Source organism: Haloferula chungangensis, assembly GCF_042664875.1.
In the GTDB taxonomy this organism is placed as follows: domain Bacteria; phylum Verrucomicrobiota; class Verrucomicrobiia; order Verrucomicrobiales; family Akkermansiaceae; genus Haloferula; species Haloferula chungangensis.
In genome coordinates this window covers 64,450-90,368 of the sequence record NZ_JBHTBS010000010.1, presented here as the reverse complement: position 1 = coordinate 90,368, position 25,919 = coordinate 64,450, and the positions used below count along the sequence as shown (strand labels likewise).

General features: G+C 58.8%; 12 protein-coding genes. All 12 read right to left on the bottom strand.

What is annotated here, in order from left to right:
• Positions 1-80: 80 nt before the first annotated feature.
• Positions 81-2,516: a glycoside hydrolase family 95 protein gene (locus ACFQY0_RS16795; RefSeq protein ID WP_379714776.1), complete on the bottom strand. Its 2,436-nt coding sequence runs from the start codon at positions 2,514-2,516 to the stop codon at positions 81-83.
• A gap of 87 nt (positions 2,517-2,603) precedes the next feature.
• Positions 2,604-6,569: a sulfatase-like hydrolase/transferase gene (locus ACFQY0_RS16790; protein WP_379714774.1), complete on the bottom strand. Its 3,966-nt coding sequence runs from the start codon at positions 6,567-6,569 to the stop codon at positions 2,604-2,606.
• Between the two features lie 192 nt (positions 6,570-6,761).
• Complete coding sequence (locus ACFQY0_RS16785; RefSeq protein WP_379714772.1) at positions 6,762-9,557, bottom strand: beta strand repeat-containing protein; 2,796 nt, start codon at positions 9,555-9,557, stop codon at positions 6,762-6,764.
• Positions 9,558-9,726: 169 nt separating this feature from the next.
• A complete protein-coding gene (locus ACFQY0_RS16780) occupies positions 9,727-10,680 on the bottom strand; it encodes a PEP-CTERM sorting domain-containing protein (RefSeq protein WP_379714770.1) in 954 nt (317 codons plus the stop codon).
• A gap of 153 nt (positions 10,681-10,833) precedes the next feature.
• Entirely contained in the window at positions 10,834-11,469 is a 636-nt protein-coding gene (locus tag ACFQY0_RS16775) for a response regulator (RefSeq protein ID WP_379714768.1), read from the bottom strand.
• Positions 11,470-11,471: 2 nt separating this feature from the next.
• Positions 11,472-13,544 (bottom strand): sensor histidine kinase, encoded by a 2,073-nt coding sequence (locus ACFQY0_RS16770; RefSeq protein ID WP_379714765.1) that lies wholly within the window; start codon positions 13,542-13,544, stop codon positions 11,472-11,474.
• A gap of 130 nt (positions 13,545-13,674) precedes the next feature.
• Positions 13,675-14,859, bottom strand: a complete 1,185-nt coding sequence (locus ACFQY0_RS16765; RefSeq protein ID WP_379714762.1) for a putative glycoside hydrolase — start codon at positions 14,857-14,859, stop codon at positions 13,675-13,677.
• Between the two features lie 135 nt (positions 14,860-14,994).
• Positions 14,995-17,556, bottom strand: coding sequence for a glycoside hydrolase family 95 protein (locus ACFQY0_RS16760; protein ID WP_379714759.1), 2,562 nt, complete (start codon positions 17,554-17,556; stop codon positions 14,995-14,997).
• A gap of 196 nt (positions 17,557-17,752) precedes the next feature.
• Positions 17,753-19,582 (bottom strand): DUF5060 domain-containing protein, encoded by a 1,830-nt coding sequence (locus tag ACFQY0_RS16755; protein WP_379714756.1) that lies wholly within the window; start codon positions 19,580-19,582, stop codon positions 17,753-17,755.
• A 17-nt stretch (positions 19,583-19,599) separates the two neighbouring features.
• A complete protein-coding gene (locus tag ACFQY0_RS16750; protein ID WP_379714753.1) occupies positions 19,600-21,822 on the bottom strand; it encodes a right-handed parallel beta-helix repeat-containing protein in 2,223 nt (740 codons plus the stop codon).
• A 21-nt stretch (positions 21,823-21,843) separates the two neighbouring features.
• Positions 21,844-23,247, bottom strand: a complete 1,404-nt coding sequence (locus ACFQY0_RS16745) for a DUF1552 domain-containing protein (protein ID WP_379714750.1) — start codon at positions 23,245-23,247, stop codon at positions 21,844-21,846.
• A 23-nt stretch (positions 23,248-23,270) separates the two neighbouring features.
• Positions 23,271-25,883: a DUF1592 domain-containing protein gene (locus tag ACFQY0_RS16740; RefSeq protein WP_379714747.1), complete on the bottom strand. Its 2,613-nt coding sequence runs from the start codon at positions 25,881-25,883 to the stop codon at positions 23,271-23,273.
• Positions 25,884-25,919: the final 36 nt, after the last annotated feature.

The window sequence follows — 25,919 nt, the reverse complement described above, 5'->3', positions numbered from 1 at the left end:
TTTCGTGAGCTAGGAGCAAAGCGTGGCAGTTGAGATTATTGGGGTTCTCTGATCCTGGTGGCTCCTTCTCGTGATCATTATCAGTCGATGATTCTGGCTTCTCCTTTCTTGAGGAAAATCTCCTCACTCGTCCTGCCATTCTGCCTGATCCGCAACTTCCCGTCCCTCGTAGCACGGATCTCAGCTCGGGTGAGCTTTCCTTCCTGCCACTCCATATCTACCTCAAATCCTCCTCGCGCCATCAATCCTTTCACCGAACCCTTGGTCCACGCTTGGGGAAGAGCAGGCAGCAATGCCAAAACCGGAGTACCCTGATTGGCATCTTCATGTGATTGGAGGAGCATCTCCGCAATCCCCGCCGTCGCGCCAAAGTTGCCATCAATTTGAAACGGTGGATGCACATCAAGCAGGTTCGACAGAGTCGATTGGGTCAACAAGGCCTGGAGGTTCTCGTGACACTTGTCTCCATCAAGAAGGCGGGCGAAGAAGTTGATGATCCAGGCACGGCTCCAACCGGTGTGACCGCCACCGTGATCCAGGCGGTGATCGATCGTCTTGCGCGCCGCGGTCGCCCACTCCGGCGTCGTGCCGGGCGAAATCTGCCACGAGGGATGCAAGGCATAAAGGTGGGAGATGTGCCGATGCCCAGGCGTCGCTTCCTCCAGCCCCTCCTGCCATTCAAGCACGCGGCCATTCATTCCGATCTTCACGGGGGGTGCCAATTCTTCCCGCAGTTCCTTCAACCGCTGGCGGTAGGACTCGTCCTTATCCAGAATTTCCGATGCGAGGATGGTGTGGGTGAACAACTCGTAGATGATCTGTTGGTCCATGGCCGGCCCCATGGACAGCGATCCGCGACTGCCGTCGGGCGCCTTGAGATTGTTTTCCGGAGAGGTTGTCGGGCCGCTCACCAGCTTCCCTGTCTTCGGATCCTTCACCAGGAAATCCGCGAAGAACTCACATGACTCCTTCATGGTCGGATAGGCGCGCGCCTCAAGAAACTGAAGATCGCCGGTGTAGAGCCAGTTCTCCCAGAACTGACGCAGGCACCACGCCGGTCCGGTGACCCACATGCCGTAGCGTGGATTTCCAAAAACCCAGCTGTTTCCCCAGATGTCAGTGGTATGCCCCGCCACGAATCCCCCACAACCAAACTGAGTTCGTGCCGTCTTCCGGCCGGTCGGCACCAGCGATTCGATCAACTCGAAGAACGGCTCATGGCATTCAGCCAGATTCGTCGACTGAGCCACCCAATAGTTCATCTGGATGTTGATATTGATATGATAGTCGGCACCCCAGGGCGGCGCGTAGCCATCCGCCCAAAGCCCCTGCAGATTCGCCGCCGAGCTGCCAGGTCGTGAGCTGGAAATCATCAAGTAGCGACCGAAATTAAAATAGAGCTCGATCAGCTGAGGGTCAGTCGCGCCGTTCTTCACCGCTTCCAATCGCTCATCCGTCGCCTTCGTGGCAACATCCTCCCCGCCGAGGTCAAGCTTCACCCGGCGGTAAAGTCGTCGGTGCTCGGCAAGGTGATCCTTCAGCAGTTGCGCATAACTCTTGGATGCGGCGTCCGCCAGTCGTGTCCGACTGAGTTCCAGTCGGCCCTCACCGCGGAAATCGGTAGCCGCCGTGATCAGAATCACCGCGGAGTTCGCAGCTTTCACCTGCACCTTGCCGTCCGCGGCCGACACAGCCCCACCCTCGGGGATCACTTTCATGTGCGCCGCATATCGGACACCATTCGTGCCCGAGGGAAACTTCGGATGCTGCTTTCCCACCTTCTGAGCCTTGCCTGACATGAACAGTCCGTCAGAGCCCACGATCTTCACCGTAGAATGATGTTGGCGATGCAGGGCGGCGGTGAAATCCACCTTGCCCGGTTGGTCGCTGCTGATGCGCACGACGATCGTCTGATCAACCGGGCTGGAAAAAATCTCGCGCAGATAGCCGACGCCATCGACTTCGTAGCGGACCCGGGCGACGGCTTCATCGAGGCTCAGATCACGGCGATAGTTCATCACCTCATCCGCAGTTGGGAACGTGAGCTCCAAATCCCCGAGCATCTGATAGGTATGCGTGTCCAACGGTGGGGGGGCGCTGAGGAACTTGTTCTTAATGAGTCCTTCAGCACCACGATACTTGCCGTCAAAGATCATTTCGCGAGCTTGCCGCAGGGCGTCGGGCGCATTGGGCTTGTAGTGGTCAATTCTGGCTCCCGTCCAAAGTGAGTCCTCGTTAAGCTGGATCCACTCGCGGTTCACACCGCCATACACCATTCCCCCCAGGCGTCCGTTGCCGAAAGGAAGTGCCTCGTTCCAATCACGGGCCGGCTGACGATACCAGAGCGTCTCCGACGACTCGGGCGCCAGCGCCTTTCCCGACAAGCTGCTTGCTGACTCAGCCAATAGCTTGGCGCGATAGTCGTTGAGCTTCTGTTTCGACGGAGGCGCTGCCTCCACCGGAATCGCGAGCATCGCACCCATAAGAGCGGCCAAATAGAAAGTTCGTCCTAACATGAGTTAATATGGTTGTCGTTTGAAGGTTTGGTCGCATCCAAGTCAGCGAGGTCAGCAGAGCGGCAAAGCCACCACTTCCTCTGAAGATCAATCGATGCGGTAACGCAGAAAGAGGCTTGCCGTGCTTCTTGCCAGAAGACCGTCCTGCCCCAGATACCAGGTGCCGGAAACTTCGCCCTGTGATCCCATGGACCGCTGATGGATGAATCCCGGCGGGTTGTCGTGCCACTCCCGCAGGTCGTGGCTGAACTGAGGAACCAGATCGTCTCCTACCGAAAGCGGAAGTCGATAGCCACCAACAAGAAACCCGGACTCTTCATCCAGGTGGATCGAACTGGTCTTCCGGGATTCGAGTCGCCACTGGGGGCGATTTACTTCAAGCGTCGTACCCTCCACCTCGTAGCCCCAGAACTGGAGTGGCGACATCGGTCCCCCTGCATTGAAGGACAGCGAGGCATTCCCAAGCCGAACCTCGCCAGCCCCACTGAGTGGATCAATCTCAAGAGTAACTTCGGCCCGACTGTTCGGGAAGTCGGCTGGTTTGAAGTCCTTACTCGAAAGGACACCGCTCTGGTTGCGCACTTCGAGGAGCATGGCATCGGAGTCGACGCGCACCGCGATGGCTTGTGCGCGATTTGTTGTGGAACTTAGAAGGAAGGAACCGGCCCCGCCTGCCGGGAATTGAAGAACCGACGTGAAGCTAACAGGCTCACTCAAACCGTCTTCGAAAGGCAGATAGTTGAAGCCGTAGCCTGTCCCTCCTGAACTGAGTCGGTACCCATTCGAAGCCCCGGAACCATCAGGCGGCCCGATCTGAAAGGCCGAGGGGGTAAGATTGTTCAAAGTGAAAAACTCGTCATCCGTCCTGAAGTACGTTGCACCTCGTACTTCGTGGGTTCCCTCGACGAGAGGGATAAGCTTTCCGAGAATGGAAGTCTCCGTTCCGGACAAGTCGGTCGTCTCGTAGGGATCGGAAGCCAGATTGAACAATTCGTAGCTCGGGGCACTGCCGTCGGTATCCCGATCGCGCACGATCTTCCAGTCACCTTGCCGAACGGCGCGCAAGCGCAGATTTCCCAGATTAAAATACCAGTAATGATATTTGCGTGGCTCCAGATCAGCCTCCGAACCTCCACGAAGAGCCGGGAGGATCGAGCGCCCGGTGATTTCCACCGGAGTCGAGAACCCGGCCATCTCGGCAAAGGTCGGTAGCATGTCGGCGAAGGTGCCGATCACGCCGGAGCGGCTCCCCGCCGGAACGGTGCCGGGCCACCAAGCCACGAATGGCGAGCGGATGCCGCCCTCGTAGCAGTCTCGCTTCAGACCCCGGAGGTCCTGATAGCCCGGCTTGAGGTGGGCAGATGTTAGAAAGGTCGGTTCATCCTCGCCATTGTCGGAGCAGAAGATCACCAGGGTCTTGTCATCGATCCCGAGCTCGACGAGCTTGTCCATGACCCGTCCGACATCGCGGTCGGCCGCCGAGACCATCGAGGCGTAGCAATGGTTGTTGAAGTTCGGCGACTGCGCTGTGCCACCGAAGGGAGCGCCGGGGTAGACCTCGTTGATCATCGTTTGATCGAGATCGAGCGGGTCGTAGAGCAAGCCGTCAGCATCGCTGAGCGCCTCCAGCGAGGCCGCCGGATACATGTAAGCGTGCGGCGGAGTCCAGGCACAGTAGAGGAAGAAAGGCTTGTCGGCGTTGTCCTCAATGAACTGCAGGCCCTCGGCAACGATCACATCGTGCGAGCAAACATTGCCGAACGGGTCGTTCCAATCGTCGGTGACCGCGTTGAAGTTCTGGGCTCCTGGAAGGTAGAGGCTTCCACCCTCGGACGTCGCGAGAGCCGGATCAAAGTAGATCTTCTGATTGTTTTTCCACAGGAACTTCGGGAAAAAGCGGTGGGCGTTCACCTGATCAAGATAGCCGCAGAAGAAGTCGAATCCCTGGTTCCACGGTGCCCCGACTGTGTTCGCATCCCCCAGACCCCATTTGCCGACGCAGCCGGTGGTGTAGCCCGCCTGCTTGAGCACCTCGGCGATGGTGACCCGCTCGGCAGCCAGCGGCAGCTTGCTGTTAGTGGTGTCCTGGGCGCGACGGGAATCCTGACCGGTGATCAGGCAGGACCGTGCGGAATGACAGACCGGACTCGCCGTGTAGAAATCGGTGAACATCATCCCCTGCCCTGCCATGCTGTCGATCCGTGGCGTCTTCAGAGTGGCCTGCCCGTAAACACCAATTTCGCGGGTATCGAGATCATCGATCATGATGAAGATGATGTTAGGTCGCTCTCCGGGCTGCTGCTCTCCGTCGAACGGGTCGACCCCGAGTGAGATCTCCAGACCGTCGGCAGCACCGTCGCCATCCGAATCCGCTACGATCGGATCGGTTCCGGTATTCTCATTGGAAACAAAAACGCCCGTGCCACTTTCCACGCCGTCGAGCAAACCGTCGTCATCGCTGTCAGAATCCAGCGGGTCGGTAACCCCTGCGACCTCGACTTCGTCGCTAAGGCCGTCGCCGTCGCTATCGGCCAGATTGGGATTTGTTCCATTGGCCTCCTCGGCATCGTTGTTGAGCCCGTCGCCATCGGGATTTCCTGAGTCAGTCTGGTCGAGTTTGCCGAAGTGCACCATTTCCCACGCATCGGCGAGCCCGTCCCTATCGCGATCCGCGTCCGGAAAACCACTTTCAAAGGCATCGCCGCGGATGAAGTGGCGGATGTGACGGTTGTCGGCAGTGCTGTGTTCACTCGTGGTGATCTGGATTCGCCCGCTCGACTCGCCCTCGTTGTACTGAAAATAGTCCGGACTCGCGGGTGTCGATTCCTCATAGCTCAACAGGAATCCCAAATTCACATCGTCGGCCACCACGACCGGGTTGGCAAAGCTGAAGGTCACGTAGGCGCCGTCGCTGACCAGTCCGTTCAGGGTGAAGGATTCGACCTGTCGTTCTGCGACGGTGGTATCGACGAAGTAGTCGTCTCCATCCATGGCAGTGCTGTGTCCGGTGCCGGTATCCCAATTCGCCTGGGTGCCTTCAAACACCCGAACTGTTAGCGTGTCGTTGAAAAAGGTTTGATCGCCATTCTTGTGAATGGTGACGCCGGTAATCTGGTAACCGCCGCTCGAGACCGCGGGCAGGTGGAAAAGCTGGCCACGTCCGTGATTGGAGCTCCTGTCTTCGTCGGAGACCTTCGAGAAGGTCGTGCCGGAGTTGTTCGATTCAAGGATGTCAGCCGTCGGCGCGACCGCAGAAACTAGGACCGATGACCTTGCTCCACCTACGAGACGAATTACTCCGCTAGTGTTCTGGAAATAGGTCTCGAAATCGTCGGCGGCAAGTTCGACACCGTCGACCGTGACATCACCTGCCTCGAAAACATCATCCCATGCGGTCGCCGAATCCAGGCTCAATGACCCGGTCCAATCAGAAATGAAGTTGACCGTCGAACTCGCACCATGGTTTCCGTCCTCAAACAAGTTGACAGTGGAAGCCGCATCGATCGTGAGGTCACCGCCAATCGTAACGGCCAGTCCGCTCTCATCAAACAAGCTCGTGGCGTTGGAGGCGACCAGGCTTCCTCCCATGAGACTGACGGTATTCGCACCGCTATTGTAGTCGAAAACATCAGCCGCTCGAGCCGTCGCAATCGAACCGGAGGTCATCCTCAAAGTGCCCGAACCACTCATCCGAAGGTGAGCGGCATCGAGATCACCGCCATCGATGGCAAACGTGATGCCATTGACGAAGAAGTCTCCTGCAGAGCTACTGGTCAGCGTCCCGCCCTTGAGATTGAAGGTGAAGTTGCTGTTACTGTGGTAGTTGAACTGACCACCCGAGCCATTTCCCGCCGTCTGGGTAATGCTGAAGGTTCCCCGTCCAGACAGGTTTGCATTTCCAGCGAGGGTGTAGTCACCGACGATCCGCCCATCGGGATCCCCTGCCGAGCCGGGAGCGCCCTGGTCCCAGTGGCTGTCCGTCATGTCAGGAACAGCACCGCTGTTGAGCGTCGTTTCTGCCGAAGCAGTGGCTGCGCAAAGTGCCAGGGCCACGAACGCACACGAACGTGGGAACCCCGAAAAACTACAAGTCTTGGGCATGAGTATGGAATTGAAACAGAGAAGTCGGATGACTTTGTTAGATCGGAATGATATTAAAAAAAGGTCCCCCGAACATTTGGATTTGTCCGAGGGACCTTAGCGAGAAGCCTGCTGGGGAGCTCCGGACGGCTCGCGCAAAAGAAGTCAGTCGTTGAGCACCGCGTTCAGCCTTCCAAACAGGGTGCCATCGACGGCGAGAGACTTGCTGATGGTGACGGTAACCGTCTGCAAGCCACCGGCTGGGGTTCCGAGGGTTACTTCGCTCGCAGTGGGTGGCGTGATCCTGAGATCAGTCCAGCCCATCAGATCGGAACCATACTGGAAGACCTGCGTCGTATCGTCTGCCGACTCTACCCGTCGGGTGAAGCTAAAGACGAAGTCGGCACCGGAAGTGTCGACGGCAGGAAGAATCGAGAGATCCGAAACCTCAGGATTGCCATTGAGGACATATTCCAAGGTGTTTTCGATGCCATCCATTTCCGGATCGCCGTTCGCACTGGTGTCGCTCAAGTTTGGGTAGAGATCCAGCCAAACACCGAAGCCCTTTTCAGGGGCGACCAAACTCAAGATGCCGGTGGCTTCAGTGAAGGTCCACTCATTGTCCCCATCCACCAGAGTCCAGACGCCCCCCGCTTCGTTGAAGTATCCCAGCGAGCTGTTGATATCGAAGCTCGCGCCGTAGTTAACGTCCAGATTGCTGTCATCCACCAGCAGCCAGCTGTTTCCATTGGTCAAATCGGCGGCGCCGAGTTCCAGGAAAAGCAGGCCGTCGAGATTCATGATGCCATTTCCCCCGGGCACGCCAGCTATCGCGCTGGACACGCCATTTCCCGTCGGTGCCATCACGAGTTCTCCACTGTTGGAAAGGGTGAGGGTACCCTCTTTGACAGTGGTGTTGCCGGTGTAGGTATTGAAGCCGGTGAGGGTTTGCGTGCCGCTCCCCTCCTTCGCGAAATTCCCCTGGAAGCTTCCATTGTTGGCCAGAGTGCCATCGAATGTTCCGTCTCCATCATCGACTCCAAAAGTGAACTCGGAATAACCGGTCCCTTCTGGATTCCCCCCCGATTGGATGATCCCGCTGCCGGTAAGAACGTTCACTCGAATATTCGCTTCGGCGCCTGAAAACGTCGCGCCAGATCCGACATTCAGGTCGGCAAGGTTGTTGCTCCAATCTTCGGCTCTGCCTGCCACATTGCCGTGCGAACCACCCACAAAAGTTCCGTTCTGAATATCGATCAGCGCACCTGAACCCAATTCAAAAACCGCCTTGGCTTCCCCCCAGCGAACGGTGCCTGGCCCCGTATTGAGAAGGGTGCCCGTTCCGCTGAACGTCGTATTGAATCCCGCTCCGATATTGAATCCCCCGACAGAGTCGAGCTCGATCAAGGTTGAAGCGGCGATGCTGTATGAGGAAGCACGCGGAGCTCCTTGGAAAACAAGCTCGCCGTCAGAAAGACTGACACTTCCGGCGTTGAGGTAGTCGGCTGCCAGAAGCAGCGTTCCCGCTCCCGATTTTTCGAAAGAGCCGTTTCCGTCGATGACGGCGTTGTGAGTGATGACCCCCGTGTTGTTGACGATCATTGCCGAATCATTGGTGATGGCACTGTCGGCGATGGAGCCGTTCGTCGTACCATTTCCCAGAATCAAGGTGCCAGCCTCGATCGTGGTGGCGCCCGTATAGGCGTGGGTCCCCAGGAGAGTGACGCTGGATGCACCAGATGTAGTAACTGTCGTGGTGCCTGAAATGCCAGTCGCGTCGCTACTGCTGACGACATAAGCATTCGAATCATTGGTGAAAGTGACCTTGGTATCCGGAATGCCTCCGAGTGCCACATCCACCGAAAAACTCGCCACATCCGCACTGCCTCCATCGAAGTCGTAGGCATCATCGAAGATCACGCCATTCACGACGGAAGTCGCGACGTCGAAAGTGGTGTTGTTCAGCGGATCCCCAGGTTCATTCGAGGAAAAATTGGCCGTGGAGTCCAAATCCCAGGTCGATCCCCCGAGACCGGTCCACATGGGTGTGGTGGACTGGGGAGCGATGGAAAGGGTGATGACGCCACCGTCATTCAGGAAATAGGATTCAAAATCCCCAGCGGCCAGCTCGACTCCGTCGACGCTGATCCCACCTGCTTCAAAAACATCGTCCCAGGCGACAAGAGAGTTCAGAGTCAGTGAGCCCGTCCAGTCGGAGGTGAAATTGAGTGTTGAACTATTTTCATGAATGCCACCGGTAAAGATATCCACCGCGTCAGGAAGATTGGCCGTCAGACTTCCACCAATGGTCGTGACCAGGTTGGTATGATGGATCAGCGAATTGTTGTTTCCCGAACCGGCGATGAGGCTTCCTCCGGTCAGGTTCAGCGTGGTCGAGTTGTTCGCTTGATTGAAGACCGGACCAACGTGGTTGGAAGTGGTGGTGCCGCCAGTCTGGCTGAAGGTGCCGCCTCTCAAGGAAATGATGCCGCCGGTCAAGCTCCCACTGCTCATGTTCATCGTGCCATTCCCCAATCGGAATTCCGACGCGTTGAGAGTGCCGCCTGCGAGATTGAAGGTATTCCCATTGACGATGAATGCCCCGCTGGTGCTGTTGATGCTTCCGCCATTCAAGTTGAAGGTGAATGCGGAATTGGCGGCCAGGTTGAATTGTCCGCCCGTTCCATCTCCAGCTGTCTGGGTCACACTGAAGGCGCCGCTCGGGAGAGGATTAACGTTGCCGTTGTCAGCAGCACCTAGAGTCGAAAAATCGTAGTTGATCGCAATCGTGCCGTCGTTGCCGAGTCCGGGTGTGCCGTTCGTCCAGTTGTCCTTGTTGGAATTGCTGGTGGCCGAGTCATCGAAAAGATCGAACACCGGCCCGATGTAGGTGGTTTCTGCCGTGGCGGTGGCGGCGGCGAGCGAGAAGCTTAGTATCGTAAATGCGGCTGTGGATTTCATGGGTTTATCGTGTAAGACTAATGGAAATATCAATTCCCCGCAGCTCCGACGGAAAGACCCTCAACGGAGCTTCTTGCCTTGCATTCAGCTCTTCAAACTGATGCCGATGAGCTGTAATGCCGACCGGGATTCCCGGAGCGAGGACGGAAGGGGCGAAATGATCGTAGAATCAGGCGTGCCGACGGCGACGCACCAGCAATCCCCCGCAACCAATCAGACCCAGCAACGCTGAGGATGGCTCGGGGACAAGGGTGATCACGCCGTTGTTGTTCTGGAAGTAGCTTTCAAAGTCGTTGGCACCGAGTTCGGTGCCGTCATAAAAAATATCGCCTGCTTCGAAAACATTGTCCCAGGCTGTGGCAGAGTCCAGAGTCAGCGACCCCGTCCAGTCAGAGTTGAAGTTGAGTGTCGAGCTATTGCCATGATTTCCACCTGCAAAGATATTCAAGGCACCAGGGAGGTCCGCCGTCAGGCTTCCGCCAATGGTCGTGTCCAGGCCGATGCTCTGGAGCAATGAATTGTTGTTATTTGCGCCGGCAATGAGACTTCCTCCAAGCAGGTTCAGAGTGGTGGTAGTGTCGGCTCGATTGAATACCGGACCTCCATGATTGGAAGTGATGATACCGCCAGTCTGATTAAAGGTGCCACCCCTCAGGGAGATGAGGCTGGCGGTAAAGCTTCCGCTGGTCACGTTCATGCTGCCATTTGCCAAACGGAATTCCAAGGCGCTCAGGCTGCCGCCTCCGATATTGAAGTTCGTGCCGTTAATGATGAAAGAGCCTCCATCACTGGTCATGCTTCCGCCATTCAGGTTGAAGGTGAAGTTCGGGTTACTATGAACATTGTATTGGTCGCCAATACCATTCCCAGCCGTCTGGGTAATGCTGATCGCCCCGAGACCGCTCGCGTCGAAGTTGCCTCCAGTATTGCCGCTGCCCATGTCGTCGAAATTGTAGTCCGTGTTGATCTGACCGTCAGGATCGCCCAACGCACTCGGAATCCCATTGTCCCAGGTTGCGTCAGCATCGAGGTCAAAATTGCTGCTTGTCAGGGTGGTCGTTGCCGCTGCGTTGGCTGCGGCGAGAACGAAGGCTACGAGGGTCAGAGAGGAGGAGGTTTTCATGGGTTTTCGAGGGCTTGTGACGTGGTGGGCCGCAAGCACAGGGACCTGCCGACCAACTTACTCCATCGTCGTCGATCTCCCCTCCCGGCGTCTACTGGCCAAATGGCCAGTTCTGCCGACGCCGCGGTGCCGGTGCGCGATGGCGGCGACCCATTAGATGATCCCCGAGCGCAATGCTTTGGCAACGGCACCCGATTGGGACTGGACCTGAAGCTTGCGGTAGATGTTCTCGAGGTGGAAGGCAGCGGTCCGACGGCTGATGCCCAAATGGTCGGCGATCTCCTTGACGCTTTGATCCTGAGCCAGCTGCTCGAGCACCTCGATCTCGCGTCCGGAAAGACCGAAAGTTTCGCGCGAAGACGGCTTGCGCACTTCCGTGAGTACGATCTTTGCCACCTCGGGACTCAGGGCGGCGCCCCCCTTGAAGACCTGCTCGATACCTTCGAGAATCTCCCGGCCCGTCGCCGTCTTCAGGAGATAACCCGAAGCACCCGCGCTCAGGGCATCAATCACTTTCTCCTTCTCCCGGAACACGGTGATCACGAGCACCGCAATGTCGGGGGCTTCTGCAGCCAACTTGCGAATCCCTTCCACCCCCGCCATTCCCGGCAGCCCCAGGTCCATCATCAGAAGATCAGGGTGTTCTTCACTCCCAAGAGCCTTGAAAAGCTCATCACAGGATGGGAACACCCGTCGACAGGAGGTCGCCTCCCCGGCATTGAGCAAATCCTTCAAAGTCCGGCGATAGCCCGCGTCATCCTCGACGACCCATATTGTTATTGGAGCCATTGCTAATTTGAGGTCTTGTAGGGTTGACTCGGTTCCTTGGAAAGCGCTGAAAGCGGAAGTCGGAGTCTAACCGTAGTTCCCCCTGCAGGAACAGCGTGCAGCTCCATCTCGCCGCCCATCTCCCTCGCGCGCTGTTTCATGCTTCCGAGGCCCCAGCCATCTACCGGCTGTGACCCGTCGAAACCACAACCGTTGTCACGCAGCTCGATCGTCAGTTCATTCCCGAACACGAAAATCGTCAAACGCACCTCCGTCGCCCGAGCATGACGCGCGCAGTTGTGCACCGCTTCCTTGAAGAACATCATCAGGTGCCGCTTGATCGAAAGAGACACCACTTCATCGGGACAATCACCTGGAATCTCCGAGCTGAATTTCACATCATCCAGCACTCTCTCAGCTCGTTCGTTGAGTTTCTGAAGCAACGCAGGAAGCCGGATGCTTTTCTGATCAGCCACCCACACCACCTCTCTCAGAGACACGCATGCCTCCCTCGCCATCAGCGAAAGGTTGAACATTCCATCTTTCATGCGCTCGCTTCTGGCGATCCCTGCCAGTTGTTCGACCAGCAGCGAGACACTACCCAGATTGCTTCCGACCTCGTCGTGGAGATCCGAATAAATTTGTCGTCGCAATCGTGCCTCCGCCCTTCTCCGGCTGCGCAGCAGATAAAGGACAACTCCCAGAATTCCCACCACGCCCGCCGCCGCCCCTCCGATCAGCGTCTGCGCACGGAACCGCCCCCATCGCTCCCTCAGCATCAACTGCTCCGCTTTCAATCCGGCAAGTCGAACCTCATGGGGTTTTCCCTTTGCCAACTGTCGCAGCCATTCAGGCAAATGGAGAATGTCCCGCCCTCCGACCTTGCCGTCCACCAGGGATCTCAGGCCGGGATCCTCTGCCATCTCGACGCCACGAATCGAAACCAGGCGGTCACGGGATAGATTGTGACCCGAACGGATGACCTCGATCTCGCCGAGCGAAAACACCGGTTGTCCCTGATAGGCGGGAAAGTCATTGCACTCGAACTCCAGCGCGTTCGCCACACTGCCGGCTCCGCGCAGGCGCAGCATGTTGTTCCCCGGGTTCTTCAACAATTCCTGATCAGGCAGAAGAAACCGCAACTCTTTACCATCCGCCCTCCTCTCGACTCGAAAAATTCTCATCGAGCCGGGGAATCCATATCCCGGAACGTCGATGCCCGAAGGACTGCGGCCCGGAAACAGATTGACCCAGCCGAGGACATTCGTGTCATCGAGCTCCACCCTGACCACCACGGGTTCATCCTGCCACTCGGTCGGAAGCTTCAAGATCAGGTTGCCCCCTGCCCCGTCCTTCGCCGAAAGCGGCATCCCGAGGGTGTATCGCTGGGAGGCGAGATAATCCTGCCCCCAATACGGTGGTGATTCAAAGCTGGACGAAACCGCGGCGACGCTCGTTTTCTGCAGTTCCCCCTGTCGAATCGGGTGAACCCTGCCGAGCGCGAAAAACTCGAGCGCCTTCTCCTCGTGACCGGCGAATATTTCCAACCTCAGGCCACCCATCGGTTCATCATCCTCAGGAAAAGAAAAGTAGACCGGACGCAGACCGGGATCGGGGAAATCCTGCGTCGTCCAGTCGACAAGAACTCCGCCTGCTACTCCCTGTTCATCGACCGAGCGGATCCGGAAGCGTTTCGGAAACGCATAGCCCCGCAGATCGGAAGACCGCTGGTCAAGAGCCGGCACCAATACCATCGCCTGAGTTGGAAAGAGCCCGGCTCCGAAATCCAAGGTCCATAAGGGCTCCGCCGAAATCCCATCGACCGCCGGAATGTAGTCGCTGTGATAGCCGAACTCATCAAACTGGATCCCGACCTGAAGCGGTGCCAGTGCAGCCAGCACGCGGGTTTCCTCATCGATCTCTTCCTCGATCTCCCCCAAGCGGGCGGGAATCCCGAAAAGGGAAACTTTAGATGTCCCATGGTCCGCAATCGCAGCGGGAGGCCTCAGGGGGTCCGAGTAACCGTCGACCGCACCGGCCATGGCGCCGGGAAGAAGCAGAATCCCCGCGAGACCATGGCACCCAATTTTGTGCATCCAACCGCAATTCTGCTTCACCAGGCCATCGTCCACCGAATTCCCCCTCGCCACCAAGCTGAAATCGCAAACATTGCCCGTGACCAAAAGCCGGACTCCCCCTGCTTGCTTCGCTGACTCACCTACGGCGTCATCGCCAGGTGATCTTCGCCTGCCGGCTCTCGGTATTCACCCACACGCTGGCGTGCTCGAACTCACGGGTGAATTCCCAGCCCTCGGGCTTGGTTCGCGTGTAGCGGCCTTTTGGCGGACCGAGCGGCTTTCTCAACTCGGGATAGTCGACCAGCGGACCCGTCGCCAGCTTCCACCCCCAGCTGTATATGAAATACGAATACGGCTGCGCTCCGATCAAATAGCAGGCGTGGGCGAACTCGAGTTTCTCTTTCGAAAGCTTCGGCATGTTCGGCTGCATGTGGCCGCGCCAGGTGCCTTCGACGCCAAGTCGGAACACCGAGATCTTCCCGTCCTTGGCGATCCGCTCCATGTCCTGCCACTCCGCGAGCAGGCTCTCCTTGCTCGACTTTTGGCGCGCGTAATTCTCGAACATGATCGCATCCGCCACCGGATAGATCCGTTTCGCCGATTCGCTGTAGGCATTGTTCGCGAGCAGGATCTTGTCGGATCCGATTGCCTTCTTGAGCGCCGCCATCATCTCACCCATCGCCATCTCAACTTCTTCGCGCTTGTCTTTGCGAAAGTCGACATTCCCGTGCATCTGGTCGATGAAGACGCCGTCGCATCCACTTTCCCTCATGCCTTTCGTCACGGTCTCCACCCACCATTTCCGGAACTCAGGGTTCAGGACATCGTAGCACTTCGCGCCGTAGCGATCGGCGAGCTTGCCGGTCTTCGGATCGGTGATCAGGACCTCCTTGAGCTTCGGATTCTTCTTCAGGCCCTCCGCGGTGAAGACCTTGTTGTAGCTGGTGTAGGGCCAGGCGTAGGCGGCATTGAAGTAGAACAGCACTTTGGCCTTCGGGTTGAGCTTCTTGAAGGCGGCCGCCTCATGCTTCGCCCCGAGTTCCGCCGTGCCCAGCGTGTCCATGCCGTGCGACTTCTCGATGCACAGGAAACTCGTCTGCTCGGAGATGAACTTCACCTGCTCCGGCTTCAGCAGCTTGTTCTTGTCGCCGAACATAAAGTAACGTGGCGTCGTTTCCCAACTGAACTCCGGATAGAAATTCTTCGGCTTGAAGACCCTGCCATCGCTGACGAGCAAAGAGCGATCACTCAGCTTCTCTGCCGATACCTGCCCGCTGGCATCGGAAGGCATCAGGGCGGCTGCAAGAAAGCAGATTTGAATCAGGGTCTTCATGGTTGTCGGTTTTGAGTTCTTAAGCCTTATCTCTGGATGACGAAATCGTCGGCGTCCGCGATCGAGGCATTGCCCCGGATCATCGCGACGTGGAGCAGGGTGCGGCGGGAAGGACGGTTCCTGAGAGGCGATGGTTCATGGTTGAAGCCGAATCAGCGTGGCACCTCGCTTGCTTTCGCGTCCATCAGCGCGGACGGCGGTGAGCTTGAGGGTCATCTGCGGGATCTGTTCCAAATCGTCGGCCTGATAGATGAAGCTGCTGCCCTTGATCTCAGTGGCGACCACTTCGTAATCCGGCGCATTGCCGACCGCGCGGTAGAGCTTGTAAGTGACGGCATCCTCGCTGGCTTTCCATGAGAGTTCGATCTGGCTTCCTCCGTCCTTGGCAATTTTCAGATCCGTCGGTGCGGCGACTGGTGTGAAAGTCGGGATCTCGGTGACCACATAAGTCTGGCCCTTGGCGGAGTCGATGCGGACCTGGTCGCTGCCTTTGGTGGTGAAGTCGACCTTCTTGCCGTCTGATGTCTTGATCACGGCCTTGGCGACATTGGGGTATCTCAAATCCAGAGTGCCGCCGACCTTGGACCGAACCTCAAGCCGAGTCGCCTGCCCCTCGGCCCACTTGGCGGAGACCTCGAAGTTGCCACGGGCGAGGAGGCCTCGATAGCTGCCGTCGGGCCATGCCTTTGGCATCGCCGCCAGGGGAGCCACCACGTGGTCCTGGCTTTGGAGTAGCATCTCGGCAACGCCGGCGGTGGCTCCGTAGTTTGCGTCTGCCTGGAAAAGCGGGCCGCCGCGGTGGTCGTTGAACAGGTTGTGCAGGTAGTTTCCTCCGAGCAGGTCCTGATAGAACAGATAGGCTTCATTGCCGTCATGCACCCGTGCCCAGAAGGCAACCCGCTCGGCTCGTGCCCATCCGATGTTACTCTTGCGGGTGCGCAGCGTCAGGGTTTTCTCGACGGCATCGAGCCAAGCTGGAGTCTTGTCGTTGATCAACTGTCCCGGATAGGAGCCTAACAGCATGGAGGTGTGCCGATGATGGGGGTCGATGCTGTTCTTGCCTTTGGCACCCTTGAAGTCGCAGTAGAATTCCTCCTGACGGAATTCCTTGATCTGGCCCGACTTGCCGACCTGGATCGGGTCGAGAAGCGGGAGCTGCTTTTCGTAGATCTCCAACCGGTCATCCGAACGTCCGAGGATCTTCGCCGCGGTCAGGGTGTTGTGATGGTTTTCATAAAACATCTGCTGGTCAAAGGTGGTCCCGACCGTATCCCGGATTTTCTGCTCCGGAGAGGACGAAGGCTTGGCTAACAGAGCTCCATCGATCTCTTGGACGAAGCGGGAGGCAAAGTTCGCTTGCTCATACATCACCGGATAGACGGTCTCAGCGAGCAGGGACTCATCGCGTGTGTAGTCGTAGTAGTCCCAGAACATCTGAGCGATCCAGCCACCGGTGCCAAAGCCCGCAACCGGTGACTTTCCGGGAATGATGTAGGGATTCGCCCAGAATGGGCCGGACCATCCGTTGTCACCCTTTGGATCGAGTTGCGAGGGGTTGTATTGCTTGAGATATTGCGTGGCGTACTCGCGCTGCCGGGGTTCGAAAGCTTTGAAAAAGTCCGCATAGGACTCGAACAACTCCGGCATGTTGGCGCAGAAGACGGGTGCGTAAGCCATCTGCACGTTGGTATCGTGCAGGTACTGCGACGACCACGGCGGCCGGGCATAGACATTCCAGATCCCCTGCAGGTGAGGCGGCAGCGTGCCCGGCCGGGAGGAACAGATCAGCATGTAGCGACCGAACTGGAAGGCGAGTTCTTCAAGGTAGCGGCTCGAGGCACCATCAGGGTAGGCATCCACGAGCTTGTCGGTCGTGATCGCGGGAACTTTGGCTCCCAGGTCGAGGCGAACCCGGTCGTAGATCTCGCCATAGTCGGCACGGTGATTCGCAAGGAGTTCGTCGTAAGACTTCGCCGCCGCAGCCTTCAGGTAACCGCTCACTTTGGCATGCGGGTGGGGAAAGTCCGCAAGCTTCTTGCTCGGTTCATTCGTCAGGAACACCTTGGGGTCGAGTTGGTAGTTGGTTCCAACCGCGATCAGGATCAGCGCGCTGTCGGCATCCGAGACGCTGATGGTGCCCTTCTGAGCGGCTGCTTCCATCTTGCCTCCCGTGGGGATCACCTTGAACTGACCTTCGAACTTGATGTCGAAGTAGGTCATCACTCCGGAGAGCGTGATGGTGTCACCAGCAGCCGAGACCGATCCGGTCTTGCCCTCGCCGATAAAGGGAATGGTCGGGCGCAGGGTGAACGACAGCGTACCCGGCTTCGAGGCGCCGAGGCGGATGACCATCACCTTGTCGGGGTAACTGGTGAAGTAGTCCCTCGTGAACTCCACCCCATCCTGCTCGTAGCTCACCGACGAAACAGCCTGATTCAGATCGAGCTCGCGCTGGTAGTTCGCAGGCTTGTCGTGCCCGAAGTCGATATAAACCTCGGCGAAGTTATTCACGCCGCGACGTTTGAATCCGATATTCTTGTCCGCCCAGTCATAGAGGCTGTTTTCGGTAATCTGGATGCGGTCGCTCTCCGTGCCGCCGAAAATGTTGACGCCCATGTAGCCATTGCCCATTGGGATCGAGTCATTGGCCCAGCCAAGATCGCTGTCAGGGGCGGGCTTGTCGTACCACAATCGCATCGCTTTTCCGGGACTTTCTGCGATCGAATGGGATGCCTGGTCCTCGGCCGAGACACATGGAACGAGAGAGTTCCCCATCAAGACACATCCCGCCACAGCCAGAGCTCCACTCATCATCCCAGACCTTGTTCTCATCATCATTGAATCAATCATATTATCTCAAAATTTTTCCCGAATCGCCTCAATCTCGCGACCATCATTTCAGTGCTCTCAGAAGCAACACCCAATCCTGCTCATCGTCGTCCGGTGCTTTTCCAAGCGATATCCGATCCTCGCCACCGACCACCGTCTCAGGGGTGCCGTCAGCCAAGGCCCCGCCCGTTCGCGGGTTGAACCACTGGACCGAGAACGTTCGATCCGCCGCCGAAGAGAGGTCGACGACGGCCTCGCCGCCGTTCTTCAGATAGACGAGGTAGATACTTCCATCGTTCGCCATCGCCCAGTTGTCGTTGCCGATTGCCAAAGCATCGTTCGGCTTCATCTCGGCGATCTCCTTCGCCAATTGGCGGTTCATGAATTCGGCGGCGATCCCCATCGCTTTCCAGCAATCCTCATAGGAGCGGTAGTCGATGTGTTTCACATCATCCTTGCCGGTGTAGAACTCCATGTGCCCGCCGGCCAGGATCGAACCCCAGACCACTTCCTTCCGGATCGTCTCCGCCAGGGTCGCCGGGCGCTTTCCCCACCAGGGTTCGTCCACCGCCACCACCCACGGATGCCCGGCCTCCGCGCTCAGGTCTCTCCACTTTCGAACCTCGTCGTGGTTGCTCAGCATATCGACCTTCCGTTTCGGTTTGATCAGGTAGGTCTGCAGGCTCGGGCCGGTGATGTCCTCGAAACCGAGCAACTGGGGAAAGATGTCGTCGAACACGCCGCCGGGTCCGTTGTGGACCGAAATATGATCTTCATAGTAGGTGAGCTTCCGGATCCAGCTCGCGAACTCCTTGCGCTGGGCATGGGTGTTCGGCTTCTCGAAACCGTCACCAGGCGCCTGATTCTCCTCCCCGATATTCCAGGTGATCGCCATGTGGTGGCCGAAGCGCGCCACCATTTCACGATAGAAAATCTTCCGCGTGTCGGCGAAGGCGCCACCTCCGTCCTTGGCCTCGAAGTAGTTGGTGTTCTCGGATTCCGAGAGCTGGAAGTGGACCATCAGGCCCATCCGGTCGAAGTGGGTGAAAAGGATCTCCCACTGCGCCAGCTTCGAAACATCGTAGACATCGATGTCGTCCGCGCCGGTCCACGGCCATGCCTCCTTGCCGTCGCCGTAGGCATTCATGCACAGGAAGTAGTGCCCGTTCACGCCGAGGCCTGAAAGGTAGTTGATCAGACCAATGATCCCCTTGCCCTTGCCGTCGCCCCAGGTCGGGTCGCCGGGCTTCCAATCCGCGATGTTCGGGGTGTAGAGATCCTTTTCGTGTCCCGGCGTACCATCGAACTCGCCATATTCTAACAGCACCTCCGGGCTGTTCGCGGCCAGCTTGATGAAGTGGTCGCCGTCGGCGAAACGCAGGTAGTGACCGCCGACATACTCAAGCTTGCCCTTGGCGCGGAAGTCCCGGCCCGCCTTGTCCTGGGCACCGATCCTGAAGCTGCCCTTTTCTCCATCCGGGCCCGTGCCGCCCTCACCGCCGGAGAGGGTGGCGGCGACATTCTCGCCGATGACGAAATTCGTGGTGTAGCTCCATTCGCCTTCCTCGCCTCCGGCAAAGCGGGCCTTCCATTTGTTGCCGCGGGTCGCGGAGCTGTTCGCCGGGTCGCCGTCGGCATCGAAGAAGCCCGGAACCTTGTACTTTTTCCCGCTCGGCGAGGTGAAGGTCACGTCGAGGCGGTGGTTGCGAAAAGTCGCGGGAGACTCGTCGACTTCAGGTCCATCGAAAACCAGCTCGATGCGGTGCCATTTCTTGAGGCTTCCGTCCGCGTTTTTCTCGCCATCGACGATCGCGGAAAGTGCCGGCAGCGACGATGCGAGGAGCAGGAACGCCAGTCTCGAGGTGGAGGATCGGGGAAGTCGTGGGGATTTCATGGTCTATCTCTTGAAGGTCATTTCTTACGCCCCATCTTCGAGGCGTCTAACGGTTCGATCCCAAGTTCCAACGCCGGGCTTCCCGGCTGAAAACCGAAGTCACCGTTTTCGGGATCGACGAACATCGGATCACCGAAGCGGCTGGCCTTCTCCAGGCCCGCAGCTCGCATCCTCGAAAGATGAGCATTCATCCATGCTTCGTCCGCCGGATTGAAGTACAGATTGAAATCCATCACCGTGGTCTCCAACTTCGGGCCTTCACTGGTTTGCCCGCCGCGGATGGTCTCGCCCATCGCCACGCCGCCATCGGGGTGGGCGACGATGATGTTCCGCTGCACCTTCGAACCGCGCACCGGCGCCCACTCAAAACTGATGTATCCCTTGTTTGGTGCCCGGGTCGAGTTCACGATGAAGTTATTGGTGATGTCGTTAACTCCTTTGGTTGCGATCCCGGCCGCACGGCCGCCATTGTGGTCGAGGATGTTTCCATGAATCAGGGTCTCATGCTGGTCGTCGTCGCAGCGAATCGGTGCGGGAAAATGTTCCGCCAGATTGTCGTGCACATGGTTGTAACGGACGATGTTCCCCGTTCCCGTTCCGGAAACATAGATGCCGTTGCCGTCGGAGAGCAGCTGCACGCAGTGGGAAATGTCGTTGTATTCGAGAAGATTGTGGCGGGCGTGGTTGTATTTCTCACGCTTCTTCCAGTTCTCATATCCGCCTCGCGACCGTTGCTGGTCCTCGGCCGCGATCTCGTGGCGACGAATCGTCCGGCCGCCCTCGCCGTCGAGTTCACGGTTCGGTTCGACCCGGGTGGTGATCAGCACCGCCGAGTAGCCGCTGTGGGAAAACTCGTTGTGAACCATCCGGTTGCGACCGCTCTGCCAAGCCCACAAGCCCGGGGAGTGCCAGGTGATCTCGCTGAAGTGGTGGATGTGGTTGTTGACGACATCATTGTGATGATTGACGTCCTTGGTTCCCGGACCGTAGCCAGCTAACAGAATGCCCGCCTCACCCAGATGCGCGAACTCGGAATCGACGATGCGATTACGCTGGGCGTGCAGGTCCAGCCTCAGCCCCGCCCCCCCGGAGTCGACAAAACGGCAGTTAGAAACCCGGCACTCCTCCGCACCACGAAAACGCAGTAGCGCCGTCGGTCGGTCGAACATCTCCCAATCGTGCTGCATTCCCCAGCCGACCCGACCCTCGTCGCTTTTCCATGCCCAGCGGTCGGCGTGCGAAAAGCTCAGGCCCTCGAAGGCAATACCTCGGACCGCTTTGTCCGCGGGACCCTCGTAATCGATCTCGCCCTCGACCCGGACCAGCTCGGTCGTCGCCGGTGCCAGAATCCCGCGGGGTGATCCGTCGTCCGCCGGGTCGGATGGCCACAGGTAGATCTTGCGTGTTTTGGTATTCACCACCCACTCACCCGGCTCATCCAGGGCCTCCAATACATTCTCCACCCAGACGACGGATTCGCCCGCCTTGTGCAGGTATCCGGGGAGCGGTCCCATGCCGTAGGTCGCCGACGCGCTGGTGGTCGCCACGCCCGCCTGCTCGTCGACCGTGGCCAGCGGCAACATGTTGATCGTCCAGGCACGCCCGGGTCTGGCCTGGATCTCGACGTCCTCCAGATTGTCCCAATCTTTCAGCGCCCCTTGCGGAAAATGCAGGGTCCGCTTGTTGCCCGCCTTGGTGTAGGCGAAGCCGGAATCGCGCGCCCGCTTCAGGCGACCCTTGCCATCATAGAGTGTGTAGAAGCGCTCCATGCCTTCCGGCATCTCGGCCACCCAGACCTTGCCGGCCGCCGTACTTGGCAGCTCCGCCGGCGGATCTAACAACTTCCTCCAACCCGTCACCGGCACCCCGCCACTCAGCACGGGTTTTTCCCCGGGATAGGCCGCGAACTTCAGATACGGTTCGATGATTTCTCCGGCACCGTATTGCTCAAAGACGGTCTCGCCTGAAGCCGCCGGCGCGCCGTCCTGGATGCCTAACAGTAGAGTCTCGTCCAGTTGGTGGCGCCCTTCCCGCAATAAAATTTGCGCCGGCTGCGTGTCGCCGGACTGACGCAGGCCCCTGACCGCCTCGACGGCTTCTGTCAGGGTTCCATAGGGCCGCTCAAGGCTACCGTCTCCCTCGTCATTGCCATGAGGCGCGACGTGAAACTCCGCCGAGAATCCGTTCAGGGGAGCGATGAGCGCAACGAGCGACGCAATCTTTCCAATCATCATCCTCATTCTAACAGATCAGCAGTGATCTCACACATCGGACAGAGTGCCGCTGATGCCGGCGAAGGATTCAGTTTCCACGCCCAGCCGCTGCAGCATGGTGACGTAGAGGTTCGACAAGGGAAGATCATCGCCGCCGACCTTCTGCCGCCACGGCTCCGGTTCACCGTTCTTCCATCCACCGCGGTAGGCGTCGGCTCCGGCGAAGTCGAGAAACTGCCCGTGCTTGAAGCCCATCGATTTGCCGCCCGCCAGGATCAGCGGGTAGTTGCGGGAAAGGTGAAAGGCGCTCGAGGCAGAGCCAAAAAGCAGCAGCGTGTTGTCGAGCATGCTGCCGGTGCCGGCCGGTTCCGGAGTGGCCTTGAGCCTGTCGGCGAAACGGCCGAACTCCTCGCTGACGAAGCGGCAGAAGGTCCCGAAGTTCTCCCATCCGCCGGGGGCCTTCGTCTGGTGCGAGAGCGCGTGGGTTTGTTCGAAACCGACCGCCCGGGCGAGGTAATCGCTGAGCCCCTTGCTGACCTCCTTGGCGAGCTGGTAGGTCACCACCCGCGTCGAGTCGGTCTTGAAGGCGAGGTAGATCAGTTCGTACATCGTCCGCAGATACTCCCGTGGCTCCTCCGGGGTGATCTCGAGGTTCAGGTGGCCGGCATCCACGGACGGAAGCGGCAGATCCACCCAGCGCGATGCCTTCTCGACATTGATCTCGGTCTGGCGCACGGAGTCGAGGAAGTCCTCGAACCTTGCCTGATCCTGCTCCGAGAGCTGTCGGCGCAGCGAGCGCGCGTCCTCCATCAGGTGGTCCAGCGCGCTCTTGCTGCGGGAAAGACGCCTCGCCGCATCCTGGCTGTCCTTGGCGAACATCATGTCGAAGATCCGCTTTGGCTTGTTCTCCGCGGGGATCGGGCGACCGTTGGCAGCGTAAGAAATCGTATGGGTCTTGCGCTGCGGTCCGGTGCCGCCGTCGGTCGAGAGCACCAGCGACGAAAATCGCGTCCGGTCGCCGACATGAGCCGCATACACCTGATCGAGCGAGATCGAGTTGTTATAAGCACTCCTGCCGCCGAGATCCGCACCGGTGAGGAACTGGTCGGCATTGTGATGACCGTGGGAGTTGCGCGCCGCCGGATGCGACATGCCGGAGATCACCGTCAGGTCGTCGCGCAGCGGTTCCAGCGGATCGAGGCACTTGGTGAAGCTGAAATCCCGGCCGTCGCCGTGGGGAAACCATGACCAGTCCTGATAAGCCGGGTCATCCTTGCGCGGCATCGGCACGCCATTGGGTAGGTAGAAACAGGCGAAGCGTTTCGGGTTCTGAGGCTGCGCCGAGGCACCCGCGACCTTGGCGAAGGTCTCAAAGGCCGGCAGCGCGAGGGCGAAGCCGGCGCTTCCGCGAAGAAAGCTCCGCCGGTCGAGTGTCGAGATTCTGGTCTTCATGTTGGGATTGGGGTTTTGGGTTTTTATTTCGAACGGAAGAGCTCGCTGGTCACCATCAGATTGATCAGGGTCGCGAGTCCGTCGCCTTCCTTCCTGAGGTCGGCGGTGATGCCTTCCACGCTCGCGCGATCGGCGAAGCTCAGCGGTCGCCCGAGGGCGAAGGTGCCAAGCTTGTGGACGATCGCCCGGGCGAACTGGTCCTGTCGCGTGCCGAGCAGGTAGCGCTTCACGCCATCGACCCCGTCGATTTCCTGCTGATTGTTGAGCAGACTCGAGGCGTCGATTTTCTTTCCCTGGCTTTCGCTGCGCCAGGCTCCGGTGGCGTCGAAGTTCTCGAAAGCGATCCCCCAGGGGTCGATTTTCTGGTGGCAGGAGGAACAGGCGGGATCGTCGCGATGATCCTCCATCCGCTCCTTGATCGTCATCTTCAAAACCTCGGGATCGGTTAGATCGATTTCGGGAACCGCCGCTGGCGGGGGTGGTGGCGGGTCGTTCAGAATGCTCTCGAGGATCCAGACTCCGCGCTTGAGCGGGTTCGAGTCCTTGCCGTCCGAATTCAGCGTCAACAAGCCCGCCTGGGTCAGCAGCCCGCCGCGTTTGTGCTCCGGCTTCAGCGGCACTTTGCGAAAATGGTTTCCCTCGACGCCGTCGATCCCGTAGTGCCGCGCGAGCTGCTGGTTGACCACCGCGTAATCGGCGTGGAGGAAATCCATCACGCTGCGATCATTCCGCAGCAGCTCTTCGAAAAACGCCACCGGCTCCTCCTGCATCGCCCCCATCATGCCGCGGTCGAAATCCGGATAGGTCCTGCGATCGATCCTGATGTAGGCGAGCCGCTCCATGTGCAGCCACTGCTTCACGAATTGCTCCGTGAAACGCTCATGCCGCGGGTCGGCGAGCATCCGTTTCACCTGGCGAAGCAGTTCCTCCGTTTCGCCGAGTCGTCCCTCGGCCGCGAGATCGAGCAGCTCGTCATCCGGCACGCTGCACCAGAGAAACATCGATAGCCGCGTCGCCAGCTCGAAGTCGTCGAGCGAGCGATCGTCTGCCGAAGGATCCGACTGCACCAGATAGAGGAACCTCGGCGAAGACAGCACCGTCGCCAAGGTCTCGACCACGGCTTGCTCAAAGCGGTCGCATTCGGGACGGATGCGATGAAAATAGGTCATCTGGAAATCGACTTCCTCCTCGCTGACCTGACGCCGCCAGGCCCGCCTCATGAAGTGCGACAGGATTTCGCGGGCATAGGCGATCTCGTCGTCACGGTTCTCGCTGTCTATAAAGATCCGCTGATGCGAGGCCGGCGGCCACTCTTCGAAGACCGGCGCGGTGATTTCGACGTAGTCGACGTGGACCTCACTTCGGGAGCTGTTGTGAAGGCGCAGGTATTCCGAAGGGCTGGTCAGGTCGACGGCTCCCATTTCGACATAACTGCGCAGCGGGTTGCGGGATCTCAACTCCTCTAGGGGGATCTCCCACTGGTAAAAGCTCATTTCTCCGGCAGGCGCATCGATCACCAGATCCTCCCGGCTGATCCTGAAGTCGTCCTTCTGGTCCAGGTCCCCTTGCCAGCCGAACTCAAGAGCGAGCTTCGGGGTTTGTCCGGAGTCCGCGGACGCCCGCGAGGCACGCACCCGGACCCTCAGGGTGCCCGCGTCCGGCAGGCGGTTGCCAAGTTCGACGACATGCCGCTGCCCGCCCGGAATCACGACGACATGCTCGCCTGATTCGGGCGGCTCCGGGAGGCTGCTCGTCGGCTCCCATGCGTCGAGCGCCTTCCGGAATGACCAGAGCGCGGAAACCGTTTCGCCCGATTCCAAATTCTTGTAATGCGCCCCCTTGGTCCCGTTTTGCGCGGCCCGCTTCTTCGTCCCCGGGTCTCGCGCTTCGAGCACCCTCACCTTTCTCTTCGACTCGGCATCCGCCGAAATCGCCCAATGCAGCTCCTCGGGACGCTCGCTGGAAACCGTCGCGCGCTCCAGGGCCTCGCGATTCAGGTCGAGATAGGTGCCATACTGACTGGCGGTGATCTGCAAGACCTCGGAGCTGTTCTTGAAGCCATCCTCCGACAAGGACTCGGGCGGCAGGCCATTTGCGAAGTCGACTTCAAGGCCGAGCAGGTCCTGCAGCGCGTAGTTGTATTCATAACTCGTCATCCGCCGGAACGACGAATGTCCGCTTTCAGCCCGCTGCGCCTGAGAAGCAAAATGGACCTGTCCGGAAAGCCAGTCGATGACCTTGCCGGGGTCCTCGTCGGCCAACTCGACATCCTCGTCCTCGGGCGGCATGTCGCCATTGGTCAGCACCTCGATCACCTCCAGCCACCACTCAGCGTCTTCGCCTTGGACCATGTCGGGATCCAGGGTGTCGATGCGAAACTTCGCCTTCTGCTTGTCAGGTCCGTGGCACTCCACACAAGAAGCCTCGAGGATAGGTGCAATCTCGCGACGGTAGCCTTCCAGATCGGCTTCTGGCGCGTTGCCCGACACGGGGTGTGCTTCTTCCGAAAGATACTTCGACAGTTTTGCCGCCGAAACCTTCAACTCCTCAAGCGTCCTCTCATCCTCCGCCTGCAGGGAAGAAGCCAGCAGTAGAATCGTATAAATCCCAAGCGAGGTTTTGGAGGCAAAGTTCATAGAACAGTCAATGATATACAGCGACGGGAAAATGAT

Bases quoted from the DNA above. Each gene is read 5' to 3' on its own strand.
- ACFQY0_RS16795 (WP_379714776.1), bottom strand. From the start codon at position 2,516: ATGTTAGGACGAACTTTCTATTTGGCCGCTCTTATGGGTGCGATGCTC.
- ACFQY0_RS16785 (WP_379714772.1), bottom strand. From the start codon at position 9,557: ATGAAATCCACAGCCGCATTTACGATACTAAGCTTCTCGCTCGCCGCC.
- ACFQY0_RS16780 (WP_379714770.1), bottom strand. From the start codon at position 10,680: ATGAAAACCTCCTCCTCTCTGACCCTCGTAGCCTTCGTTCTCGCCGCA.
- ACFQY0_RS16775 (WP_379714768.1), bottom strand. From the start codon at position 11,469: ATGGCTCCAATAACAATATGGGTCGTCGAGGATGACGCGGGCTATCGC.
- ACFQY0_RS16770 (WP_379714765.1), bottom strand. From the start codon at position 13,544: ATGCACAAAATTGGGTGCCATGGTCTCGCGGGGATTCTGCTTCTTCCC.
- ACFQY0_RS16765 (WP_379714762.1), bottom strand. From the start codon at position 14,859: ATGAAGACCCTGATTCAAATCTGCTTTCTTGCAGCCGCCCTGATGCCT.
- ACFQY0_RS16760 (WP_379714759.1), bottom strand. From the start codon at position 17,556: ATGCGATTGTGGTACGACAAGCCCGCCCCTGACAGCGATCTTGGCTGG.
- ACFQY0_RS16755 (WP_379714756.1), bottom strand. From the start codon at position 19,582: ATGAAATCCCCACGACTTCCCCGATCCTCCACCTCGAGACTGGCGTTC.
- ACFQY0_RS16750 (WP_379714753.1), bottom strand. From the start codon at position 21,822: ATGAGGATGATGATTGGAAAGATTGCGTCGCTCGTTGCGCTCATCGCT.
- ACFQY0_RS16745 (WP_379714750.1), bottom strand. From the start codon at position 23,247: ATGAAGACCAGAATCTCGACACTCGACCGGCGGAGCTTTCTTCGCGGA.
- ACFQY0_RS16740 (WP_379714747.1), bottom strand. From the start codon at position 25,883: ATGAACTTTGCCTCCAAAACCTCGCTTGGGATTTATACGATTCTACTG.